The 10,658-nt window shown below is 71.4% G+C and carries 9 protein-coding genes and 1 pseudogene; 7 read left to right on the top strand and 3 right to left on the bottom strand.

What is annotated here, in order from left to right; all coding sequences use genetic code 11:
* The 3 genes and pseudogenes from ABT130_RS03945 to ABT130_RS03935 all read left to right on the top strand — a co-directional run.
* Positions 1-366 (top strand): annotated as a pseudogene (locus tag ABT130_RS03945) (hypothetical protein); the annotation flags it as partial.
* Complete coding sequence (locus tag ABT130_RS03940) at positions 366-773, top strand: ATP-binding protein (protein WP_350916379.1); 408 nt, start codon at positions 366-368, stop codon at positions 771-773. The pseudogene ABT130_RS03945 and the gene ABT130_RS03940, both read left to right, overlap by 1 nt.
* A 119-nt stretch (positions 774-892) precedes the next feature.
* Positions 893-2,722: a M14 family metallopeptidase gene (locus ABT130_RS03935; RefSeq protein ID WP_350952627.1), complete on the top strand. Its 1,830-nt coding sequence runs from the start codon at positions 893-895 to the stop codon at positions 2,720-2,722.
* A gap of 63 nt (positions 2,723-2,785) precedes the next feature.
* Here ABT130_RS03935 and ABT130_RS03930 read toward each other — a convergent pair whose 3' ends face one another.
* Positions 2,786-3,592 (bottom strand): class I SAM-dependent methyltransferase, encoded by an 807-nt coding sequence (locus ABT130_RS03930; RefSeq protein WP_350952625.1) that lies wholly within the window; start codon positions 3,590-3,592, stop codon positions 2,786-2,788.
* Between the two features lie 158 nt (positions 3,593-3,750).
* Here ABT130_RS03930 and ABT130_RS03925 point away from each other — a divergent pair, with 158 nt between their 5' ends.
* A complete protein-coding gene (locus ABT130_RS03925) occupies positions 3,751-4,230 on the top strand; it encodes a hypothetical protein (protein ID WP_350952623.1) in 480 nt (159 codons plus the stop codon).
* A 59-nt stretch (positions 4,231-4,289) separates the two neighbouring features.
* Here the strand turns inward: ABT130_RS03925 and ABT130_RS03920 are convergent, their stop codons facing one another.
* Together ABT130_RS03920 and ABT130_RS03915 are read right to left on the bottom strand one after the other, a co-directional pair.
* Entirely contained in the window at positions 4,290-5,825 is a 1,536-nt protein-coding gene (locus ABT130_RS03920) for an aldehyde dehydrogenase family protein (RefSeq protein ID WP_350952621.1), read from the bottom strand.
* Between the two features lie 56 nt (positions 5,826-5,881).
* Positions 5,882-6,313, bottom strand: a complete 432-nt coding sequence (locus tag ABT130_RS03915) for a cupin domain-containing protein (RefSeq protein ID WP_350916394.1) — start codon at positions 6,311-6,313, stop codon at positions 5,882-5,884.
* 267 nt (positions 6,314-6,580) lie between these two features.
* On the opposite strand from ABT130_RS03915, the gene ABT130_RS03910 reads away from it, so the two are divergent.
* From ABT130_RS03910 to ABT130_RS03900, 3 genes are read left to right on the top strand one after another with little or no spacing between them, the layout of a single operon-like run.
* Complete coding sequence (locus ABT130_RS03910) at positions 6,581-7,957, top strand: SWIM zinc finger family protein (RefSeq protein WP_350952619.1); 1,377 nt, start codon at positions 6,581-6,583, stop codon at positions 7,955-7,957.
* Positions 7,954-9,393, top strand: coding sequence for a DUF5691 domain-containing protein (locus ABT130_RS03905; protein WP_350952617.1), 1,440 nt, complete (start codon positions 7,954-7,956; stop codon positions 9,391-9,393). The genes ABT130_RS03910 and ABT130_RS03905 overlap by 4 nt, the downstream gene beginning before the upstream one ends.
* Entirely contained in the window at positions 9,390-10,457 is a 1,068-nt protein-coding gene (locus ABT130_RS03900) for an ATP-binding protein (protein WP_343980120.1), read from the top strand. The genes ABT130_RS03905 and ABT130_RS03900 overlap by 4 nt, the downstream gene beginning before the upstream one ends.
* The last annotated feature ends 201 nt before the right edge of the window (positions 10,458-10,658 follow it).

The raw sequence follows: 10,658 nt of genomic DNA, 5'->3' as shown, positions 1-10,658 counted from the left end.
GTCCTGGTGGTCAAGGCGACCGGGCGCGGCACCTACGCCCGCACCCGCACCGACCGCTACGGCTTTCCCCGGCTGCGGCTACCCCGGACCAAGCAGGTCAAGGGGTTCGCCACCGGCGACCTGGTCCGCGCCGTCGTAGTGAGCGGCAAGAAGGCCGGGGTCCACCTCGGCCGCGTCGCGGTCCGCAGCACCGGCAGTTTCAACATCACCACCCGGCACGGCCTCGTGCAGAGCATCGGCCACCGCCACGTCCACCTGCTCCAGCGAGCCGATGGCTACGGCTACACCACCCACCCAGAAACGCGGCACCGTGCCGCGTTTCCTTCCCCGCCTGAAGGCGGGGGTCTCCACGCTGGAGGTATCTGATGACGACCGGACGGCAGGCCGTCTCACCTCGATCCACGGTGACCCTCAAGGGGGTCCCGGAGTCGGTGTCGATGGCGCGAAGCCGGGTCAGGGAGCTTCTGGGCGAGGGACACCCCGCGTCCGACGACGTCATTCTCCTGGTGAGCGAGGTGGTGACCAACTCCGTGCTCCACTCGGGTTCCGGAGGGGGTGGAGAGGTCGCGATGACCGTGGCGGTGGGGTCGGCCGTGGTGCTGGTCGAGGTCTGTGACGCCGGGTCCGGCGCGTCGATGCCGCACGTGCGCAACGACCCCGAGGCGGAGGGCGGGCGAGGCATGTTCCTGGTGGACCTGCTCGCCGACAACTGGGGCATCCAGGACGACGCACCCGAGGGCGCCAGGACGCTCTGGTTCGAGGTCGTCTTCTGATCTCAGGACGAAGGGTGTGCGGCTCCTAAAATTTGGGCCTTTGCTAATCAACCTCCCTGTCTGACTCTCAGTGGAGGCACGCGACAAATCCCTAGAGTGCGTGCCTGAGGAGGACGCAGGTGAGACGCCGTCTGATCGTGGTGTTCGCCGCTTTGGCGCTGTTATGTCTTGGTGTGAACGGGGTGGGAGCCTCGGCCGAGCCGCAACCGAACAGCCAGTACAAGGTCCAGGGGCCGAGCACCTCCCAGCAGCGAAGCGCGATCGCGGCCACCGGTGCCGCGATCGATCAGGTCGATGCCGACTCGGTCGTGGTCACCGCCAGCGAGGCCGAGGTCGCCGAGATCAAGAAACTCGGCCACACCGTCACGAGGATTCCCCGGTCCTTATCCCCGACCGGGGCCGAACGGCGCTCGGACTTCCCCTCGGCCGACTCCGGCTACCACAACTACGCCGAGATGACCGCCGCGGTGAACCAGATCGTCGCCGACCACCCGACGATCGCCCGCAAGATCAGCTATGGCACCTCGTACGAGGGACGCGACCTGATCGCCGTCAAGATCAGCGACAACGTCGACACGGACGAGAACGAGCCCGAGGTGCTGTTCACGCACCACCAGCACGCTCGCGAGCACATGACCGTCGAGATGGCGATCTACCTGCTCAACCTGTTCACCGACGGCTACAGCACCGACAGCCGCATCGCCAACCTGGTCAACACCCGCGAGATCTGGATCATGCCGGACCTCAACCCCGACGGTGGCGAGTACGACATCGCCACCGGTTCCTACCGCTCCTGGCGCAAGAACCGGCAGCCCAACTCCGGCTCGTCGTACGTGGGCACCGACCTCAACCGCAACTGGGGCCACCAGTGGGGTTGCTGCGGCGGCTCCTCCGGCTCCAGCTCCAGCGACACCTACCGGGGTTCCGCGGCCGAGTCGGCTCCCGAGGTCAGGGCGGTGGCCAACTGGGTCCGCAGCAGGGTCGTCGGCGGCGTGCAGCAGATCAAGTCGCACATCGACTGGCACACCTACGGTGAGCTGATCCTGTGGCCGTACGGCTACACCTACAACGACACCGGCCCCGGCCTGACCCAGGACGACCGCGACGCCCACGCGACCCTGGGCCAGAACATGGCCGCCACCAACAACTACACCCCCCAGCAGGCCAGTGATCTCTACATCACCGACGGTTCGATCGACGACTGGATGTGGGGCGTCTACAAGATCTTCAGCTACACCTTCGAGATGTACCCGACCGGTTCCTCGCCGGGCTTCTACCCTCCCGACGAGCAGATCGTCCCGCAGACCACCCGTAACCGCGAAGCCGTGCTCCGCTTCCTGGAGTACTCCGACTGCGTCTACCGCGTCATCGGCAAGGAGTCGCAGTACTGCGGCACCGGCACCCCGCCGGTGACCGTCTACTCCGACGAGTTCGAGACGGCGACCGGCTGGACGACCAACCCCTCGGGCACCGACACCGCCACCTCGGGCCAGTGGGAGCGCGGCGTCCCGCAGGCCACCACCTCCAGCGGCGCCAAGCAGCTCGGCACCACGGTCAGCGGCACCAACGACCTGGTCACCGGCAGGCTCGCGGGCACCGCGGCGGGCGACCACGACATCGACGGAGGAGTCACCAGCATCCAGTCACCGGCCATCACCCTGCCGTCGACCGGGACGCTGAACCTGTCGCTGTCGTGGTATCTGGCGCACGGTTCCAACTCCTCCACCGCCGACTTCCTGCGGGTGAAGGTCGTCGGCTCCACCACCACCCAGGTGTTCCAGCAGCTCGGCGCGGCCGCCAACCGCAACGGCGCCTGGGCGGTCGCCACGGCCAACCTCTCCGCCTTCGCGGGCCAGACGGTCCGCATCCTGATCGAGGCCGCCGACGCCTCGGGTGCCTCCCTGGTGGAGGCCGGCATCGACAACGTCAAGATCACCCAGCAACCCTGACCCTCCGCCGGGGCGCCTTCGCCGAGGGCGCCCCGGGCCCTTCACCGGTGGGCTCGGGGCCGGTCAGACGCGGCAGATCAGCTCGCCGTGGAGCAGTGACAGCCAGCCGTCCCGCTCCCCTGCCCAGGCGCGCCAGCCTTCTGAGAGGCGGCGCAGGTCCTCCTCGGTGCTGCCCGAGGCGAGGGCCTGGCGGGCCATGTCGGACTTCAGGATCCGCTCGGCCCACATGCCGCCCCACCAGGCGCGGTCCTCGGGTGTGGCGAAGCACCAGGTAGAGGAGGTGGCCGAGACGTCGGTGAACCCCGCCGCGTGCGCCCAGGAAAGCAGTCGCCGCCCCGCGTCGGGCTCGCCGCCGTTGGCCCTGGCCAATCTCAGGTAGAGGTCCAGCCACTCGTCCAGTTCGGGCATCTCGGGAAACCAGGTGAACGCGGTGTAGTCACTGTCGCGTACCGCGACGATCCCGCCAGGCCTGCAGACCCGCCGCATCTCGCGCAGCGCCAGCACGGGATCGCCGACGTGCTGGAGCACCTGGTGGGCGTGGACGACGTCGAAGGTGTCGTCGGGAAAGCGCAGCTCGTGCACGTCCGCCATGGAGAACTCGACGCCGGAGTGCCCGCGCCGCTCCACCTCCGCGCGGGCCAGGCCGAGCGCCTCCTCGCTGATCTCGGCCGCGGTGACCGTGCCGGGCGCGACACGCTCCGCCAGGTCGGCGGTGATGGTGCCGGGCCCGCAGCCCACGTCCAGCAGCGTCATGCCCGCTCTCAGGTACGGCAGGAGGTGGGCCGCCGAGTTCTCCGCGGTACGCCACCGGTGGGACCTGAGCACCGACTCGTGGTGTCCGTGCGTGTAGACGGCGTCCTTGCCTGTCATGGGAGACCCCTCCTTCTGTCCGTCGGTCCCGACCGTAGCAGGAATCTCATATTTCAAGAAGAATCGTCTCATTATATGGTCTCATTGTGCGGTCGTAACAGATTTCGCACCTTTTCATCGCTTGCTGTAACGGGGGAGGGCGCCCACACTCAGATGGGATGTTCGCTGACACAATGGGGGTGGTCCTCGTGCACGAGGAGTTCAGCGCTCACGAGACCTGGCCACTGGGGTGCACGCGCTGCGGGCACCTCTGGCAGGAGGAGTACCTCGTCCGTCACCTGACCGACGGGCACGGACACGACGTCGTGCTCTGGCTGAGGTCGGGCGTCATGGTCCAGCCGCCCTGGTCGGGACTGAGCTGCCCCGCCTGCGGCTGTGACGGTGTCCGCGTCTTCCCGGTGGGCGCGCACCCCCAGAACGGCACCCCGTTCCCCGCCGCCGCTCTCACCCCCGGCCCCGCCCCGGCCCCAGACCCCGCTCCGACCTCGGTCCCCGCGCGGGGAGCCGGTGCCTCGCCCGCCGGGCCCCGGCCGCGTCGCCGCGTGCCGCAGCCGGCCCTGCTGTACTCCCTCATCGTGGCCGCGTTCCTGCTCTTCACCAGCTTCGAGCTCTTCGAACACGTGATTCCCCACCGTTGAACCCGCCGCCACGGACCACCGGACCCCGCCGCGGGGCGGGGTCCGGTGGTCACCGGGTATCAGAGGCGGAAGTCCAGGTCGGGGACGATCTCGGCGACGTCCATCTGGGCCTTCTGCAGCCTGCCCGAGTAGTCCCAGTTCATCGCCTGCCAGCGGGTGAACTGGTCGAGAACCCACACCCCCGACTGGCGGCTGCCGTTGCCGGATCTGCCGTTGCCGCCGAAGGGCAGGTGAGCCTCCGCGCCGGAGGTGGAGTTGTTGACGCTCACCATGCCCGCGCCGATGCCGGCGCGGAAGTGGAACGCCGACTTCGGGTCGGTGGTGTAGATGGAGGAGGAGAGCCCGTAGCCGGGAAGGTTGGCCAACTCGACGGCCTCCTCCAGCGTGCTGAAGGCGGTCACGCCGACGATGGGGCCGAAGGTCTCCTCAAGGAAGAGCCGGTCGCCGGGGCGGACGCCGTCCACGATCACCGGGTGGTAGTAGAGGCCGCCCTCCCCGGTGAAGCCGGCGCGTGGGTTGTCCGGGGTGATGCGGCCGGTGGGACCGGAGACGACGGTGTGGTGCGGCTGGATCCAGCCCAGGTACTCCTCGTAGCGCGAGGCGAACCTCTCCTCGAGCAGCGGGCCGCAGAGCACGTCCCCGGCGGGGTCGCCGATCGCCGCCTCCGCCACGGCGCGCGCGTACCGGCGGAGGAACTCCTCGTGGACGCTCTCGTGCACGATCACCGTGCCGAGTGACGTGCAACGCTGCCCGGCGGTGCCGAAGCCCGCGAACAGTGCGCCCTCCACGGCCAGGTCCAGGTCGGCGTCCGGCATGACCACCATCGGGTTCTTGCCGCCCAGCTCCAGGCAGGGGGACTGCAGGTGGCGCCCGCACAGCTCGCCGACGGCGCGGCCCACCGCGGTGGATCCGGTGAACCCGACCTTGTGCACCGTGCCCTCGGCCAGCGCCGACTCCAGGCCCTCGAACGTCGTGGCACCGTCGGCGAGGACCAGGTTCAGCACGCCGTCGGGCAGCCCGGCCGCCGTGAACAGCCGGTAGAGCGCGTGCGCGGAGGCCGCCGCGTACTCGGCGGGCTTCCACACCACCGCGTTGCCGCACAGCAGCGCCGGGACCAGGTACCACGACGGCACCGCGACCGGGAAGTTTCCCGCCGTGATCACCGCGGCCACTCCCACGGGGACCCGGAAGGTGAACAGGTTCTTGTCCGGCATCTCCGAGGGAACCGTCTGCCCGTACAGCCGCCTGCCCTCGCCGAGGAAGAAGTCACAGGTGTCGACGATCTCGCGTACCTCGCCCAGCGCCTCGGCGTACGGCTTGCCGATCTCGCGGGTGACCAGGCGGGCCAGTTCCTCGGCGTTGGCCTCCACCAGCCGCCCGATCGAGGCGATCACCCGCCCCCGGACGGGCGCGGGAACCCGAGACCACTCCCGCTGGGCCGCGGTGGCCGTGCGGCACGCGGAGGAGAACGTGCTCGCGTCCGCCAGCCGGACCCGCGCGACCACCTCGTTCAGGCGAGCCGGGTTGACCGACTCGTAGGCGGTGCCGTTGGACGCTTCTTTTCCGCCGATGACGGAGACGATCTCGCTGGTCACCTTCGACCTCCCGGTATGGACCTGTGACCGCATTCTCCCCGCGAAGGACGAGGCCGTCACATCAGCCGGAAGTCGGCGAAGTCGAAACCCGGGGACACGACACAGCTCACCAGCACGGCCTCGTCCCCGGCGGGGCGGGCGGCCTGCCAGGTGCCGCCGGGCACCACCGCCTGCGGGACCTGGCCCTCCTCCACCAGTGGACCCAGGGTCACGGAGTGGGTGGGCTGGCCCTCGTGGCCGCCGAGGACCAGTGTCAGCGGGCCGCCCCGGTGCCAGAGCCACACCTCGTCGGAGGCGACCACGTGCGGGCGCGACTCCTCGCCGGGTCCCAGCAGGAAGTAGATCCCCGTCGCGGTGGCCCGCGCTCCGGTGTACCCGGGCGGGGTGAGGTCGACGGAGGTTCTCCAGGTCTCGCGGAACCAGCCACCCTCGGGGTGCGGCAGCAGGTCCAGGGTCTCGGCGAGCGGAGGACGGGAAGAGGTCGTCATCGCACCGATTCTAGGGACCCGGCTCCTCGGAGGGGCCGTATGAGGTTCGTGTGCGCACCGACGTATTGCCGACGCGTGGGTGTCGGACGGTGCGGGCGTCCCCGCGGCGGAGGCCGTCTGGACGGTCGGCGGGGCGGGCGCGCGAGGGGGCGCGCGTACCGGGCGTGACGAGGGCTGCCGATCGGTGCGGGAGTCACCGGGGCGACGGAGATCGTCCTGCGGGGTGAGTGGTCCGGATTTGTCGGAGGGGTTGGCTAGGTTCGGTCCGTGATCGAACGGTGGAACCGGGATCAGGTGCTGGCGCTCGCGCCCGACGCCTCGTCCCAGAAAGCGGCCGGGACAATCTCCTCCCCCAGAAAGTGGTCGGGGACCGGAGTCACCGCCGACGCGGTGTGGGGCGAGTGCGCGGGCAGCGGCTCCAAGCCCTACCGGGCCTGTGTCGACCTGTCCGAGCCCGCCTACCGATGCACCTGCCCCAGCAGGAAGTTCCCGTGCAAGCACGCTCTCGGCCTGCTGCTCCTGTGGTCGGCCGACGGTGTCCCCGCCGCGGAGGAGGTCGCCGACTGGGTGGGTGAGTGGCTCGACGGGCGGCGCGACCGCGCGGCCAGGGCGGTGGAGGCCGGGGCGACCCGCGCCGCCAGGTCTGCCGAGGCGGCTCCCGCCGACGGCCGCCGGGCCGCGCTGCGCGAACAGCGCGTGAGCGCCGGTCTGTCGGATCTGGAGCGCTGGCTCGCCGACCAGGTCAGGCAGGGCCTCGCCGGGTCACGGCGTCACGACCAGTGGGACGACCTGGTCAAGCGCCTGATCGACGCCCAGGCGCCCGCCGTCGCGGGCTCGCTGTCGCGCCTGCCCGCCGTGCTGGACGGCGATGACTGGCCCGCCCGCCTGCTCAGCGAGTACGCGCTGCTGCACCTGCTCTGCGTGGCCCACCGCAACCTCGCGGCTCCGGTCGGCGACGGGACCGGCGACGTAACCGGCGACGGGACCGGTGGCGGCCCGGGGGATGTGCCGGAGGTCGCGCCCGCGGGGCTCCTGGAAAGGGTGCGCGACCGGGTCGGTTTCTCGGTGACGAAGGAGGAGGTGCTCGCGGGGGAGGTCGTCCGCGACCTGTGGGACGTGCTGGGACGGCGCGACGAGGAGCACGACCGGCTGATCGCGCGCCGGGTCTGGCTGCGCGGGCGCCAGACGGGCAGGGCGGCACTGGTGCTCTCGTTCGCACCGGTCGGACAGGCTCTCGACGCCTCGCTCGTCACCGGCACGACCATGGACGCCGACCTGGCGTTCTACCCCGGCTCGACTCCGCTGCGCGCGGTGGTCGCCGCCCGGCACGACGCCGCCCCGGCCGGCCCGCCGCCCGGCCAGAGCATCGAGCGGGCACTGGGCGAGGTGGCCGAGGCTCTGGCGGGCGACCCCTGGCTCGACTCCTGGCCGCTCGTGCTGGAGGGGGTGACTCCCGCGGGGAGTGGTTCGCGGCTCCTGGCCGGGCCCTCCGGCGGGCTGCCGCTCCACCCGTCCGCGGGAACCCCGTGGCGGCTGGTCGCCACCTCGGGCGGTCATCCGCTGACCGTCGCCGCCGAATGGACCCCGAGGGGCCTGCGCCCCCTCACGACCTGGGATGAGGAAGGCCGGGTGATCGCCCTGTGAACGCCTCCGCCGACTGGGAGGAGCTGGTGTCCACCGCGCTCGTCGGGACCGACCGGCGCCCGCTGCCCGGAGAGGGGGCGAGCGAGGTCGAGCTGCTCGGGCGCGCGGCCGTGCACACGCTGCGGATGCGCGCGGGCCGGCGGCCGGTCGCCCCGGGCGAGCCGCTGAGTCTCGCGGCGCCCGAGGAGCAGCCGGAGGTCTCGCGCGCCGCGGGCGACCGGCTTGCCCGCGTTCTCGGTGGTGAGCAGCCGAGACTGCTCACCGAGTGGCTGGAGACCGCGGCCGGGCGTGGCTACCGCCTCTCGCCCCACCTGCTGCCCGAGCTTCTCGACCACGCGGTCAGGGACAGGTCGATCCGGCCGTATCTCGGTGTCCTGGCGGGCAACCGGGGGCGCTGGCTGGCGGGGCTGAACCCGGCGTGGGGTTTCCTGCTCGAGGAGGTCACGGGAGTGGCCGCGACCGGCCCCGCGACCGGCCCCGCGACCGACTCTGGGCCGACCTCGCAGGTCTGGGAGTTCGGCACCTCGGGTGACCGTCGCGTCCATCTGGGCGAGTTGCGGGCGGCCGATCCGGCGAGGGCCAGGGAACTGCTCGCCGCCACCTGGGAGAAGGAGAGTCCCGACGACAGGGCGGCGTTCCTGGAGGCTCTCAGCACGGGGTTGTCGCTTGAGGACGAGCCGTTCCTGGAGTCCGCGCTCGACGACCGCCGCCGCGAGGTCCGCCACCAGGCGGCCGACCTGCTCACCCGGCTCCCCGGATCGCGCCTGGCCCTGCGCATGGCGGAGCGCGTCGCCCGGTATGTCACCGTCGCCGGCGGTGAGATCCACGTCGACCCGCCGGTGGCCTGCGACAGCGCCATGGAGCGCGACGGCATCCGGGCGAAGGCGCCCCGGGGGACGGGCGAGCGGGGCTGGTGGCTGCAGCAGGCCGTGGCCCGCACCCCGCTGGGCGTCTGGCCCCGGCTGCTCGGCCGGTCGCCCGGGGAGCTGGTCCGGATGAAGATCGTCGACTGGAACCGCGAGGTCATGGCCGGTTGGGTCAGGGCCGCCGTTCTCCAGGGTGACCCGGAGTGGGCGCTGGAGCTCTTCGCCTGGGACCCGATCGCCGACCTGCTGGCCGCGCTGCCCCGCGACAGGCAGGAGATCGTCGCGGCCGACTTCGTACGGCGGCACGGCCTGGACGGCCAACTGATCATGGTTCTCGGCGGGGCCGCGGCCCCGTGGGGTCCGGCCCTGGCCACGGCGGTCCTCCAGAAGATCATCGATGTGTCCGGCACCCAGCCGTGGAACCTCGGCGAGCTGACCAAGCTCGCCGGTGAGCGCATCGATCCGGCACTGCACGACATGGCCGGGCGGCTCTCAGCGGAGCCGTCCATCCAGGAGGTCGCCGCCCTCCTGCGTTTCCGTGACGACATGTTGAAGGAGCTCACACAGTGACAACGGTTCTGCGGGCCCACGCCGAAGACCAGTACGCCGAGGAACTGGCGGTCCTGGCCAAGGGCGACGACCGGGTCCGCCCGCCGGGCTGGAAACTGTCGCCCTGGGCGGTGACCACCTACATCCTCGGTGACGGCGACCAGATCACCCCCAAGTACATCGGGCCGCGGCGCATCGTCGAGGTGGCCGTGGCGACACTCGCCACCGACCGCGCGCTGCTGCTGCTCGGCGTGCCCGGCACCGCCAAGACCTGGCTCTCGGAGCACTTGGCCGCCGCGATCAGTGGTGACTCCACACTCCTCGTGCAGGGCACGGCGGGCACCGCGGAGGAGGCCATCCGCTACGGCTGGAACTACGCCAGGCTGCTGGCCGAGGGGCCGTCCATGGAGGCGCTCACGCCGAGCCCGGTGATGCGGGCGATGGCCGAGGGGCGGCTGGCCCGGGTGGAGGAGCTGACCCGGATGCCCTCCGACGTCCAGGACGCGCTGATCACCGTGCTGTCGGAGAAGACGCTGCCGATTCCCGAGCTCAACCGGGAGGTGCAGGCCGAGCGCGGTTTCAACATCATCGCCACCGCCAACGACCGTGACCGCGGCGTCAACGACCTGTCGAGCGCACTGCGCCGCCGGTTCAACACGGTCGTGCTGCCGGTGCCCGCCACCGCCGAGGAGGAGGTGGACATCGTCTCCCGCAGGGTCGGCCAGCTCGGCCGCTCCCTGGAGCTGCCCGAGACCCTCACCGGGCTGGAGGAGATCCGCCGCGTCGTCACGGTCTTCCGGGAGCTGCGCACCGGCGTCACCGAGGACGGCCGCACCAAGGTCAAGTCCCCCAGTGGCACGCTCAGCACCGCCGAGGCCATCTCCGTCCTCACCAACGGCATCGCGCTGGCCGCGCACTTCGGCGACGGGGTGCTCCGCCCCTCCGACGTGGCCGCGGGCATCGCCGGCGCGGTGATCCAGGACCCGGTCTCCGACCGCGTCGTCTGGCGCGAGTACCTGGAGACCGTGGTGCGCGAGCGCCAGGACTGGCGCGACTTCTACCGGGCCTGCCGTGACGCGGGCTGAGGCGGTGATCCCCGGGAGGGGGCCGCTCCCGATCTCCGTCCCGGGCTCCGGTCCCGTATCGGGTGGCACACCGGTGATCAGGCCGCGCGGTCGCCATCGCGCCATGCCGCCGGTCGGTGAGGCGGCTTCCTCGCCTGGCCTCGGTCCCGTATCGGGTGGCACGCCCGCGGCCACCCCGCGCGGTCGCCATCGCGTCACGTC

The sequence above is a fragment of the Streptosporangium sp. NPDC001681 genome (assembly GCF_040298085.1).
In the GTDB taxonomy this organism is placed as follows: domain Bacteria; phylum Actinomycetota; class Actinomycetes; order Streptosporangiales; family Streptosporangiaceae; genus Streptosporangium.
Note: the sequence above shows the minus strand (reverse complement) of the source record. Positions and strands in the feature narration are given on the sequence as shown.

What these genes read in the sequence shown, in the direction of transcription:
- ABT130_RS03940 (WP_350916379.1), top strand. Translation starts at nt 366, where the DNA reads ATGACGACCGGACGGCAGGCCGTCTCACCTCGATCCACGGTGACCCTC.
- ABT130_RS03915 (WP_350916394.1), bottom strand. Translation starts at nt 6,313, where the DNA reads ATGACGACCTCTTCCCGTCCTCCGCTCGCCGAGACCCTGGACCTGCTG.
- ABT130_RS03925 (WP_350952623.1), top strand. Translation starts at nt 3,751, where the DNA reads ATGTTCGCTGACACAATGGGGGTGGTCCTCGTGCACGAGGAGTTCAGC.
- ABT130_RS03930 (WP_350952625.1), bottom strand. Translation starts at nt 3,592, where the DNA reads ATGACAGGCAAGGACGCCGTCTACACGCACGGACACCACGAGTCGGTG.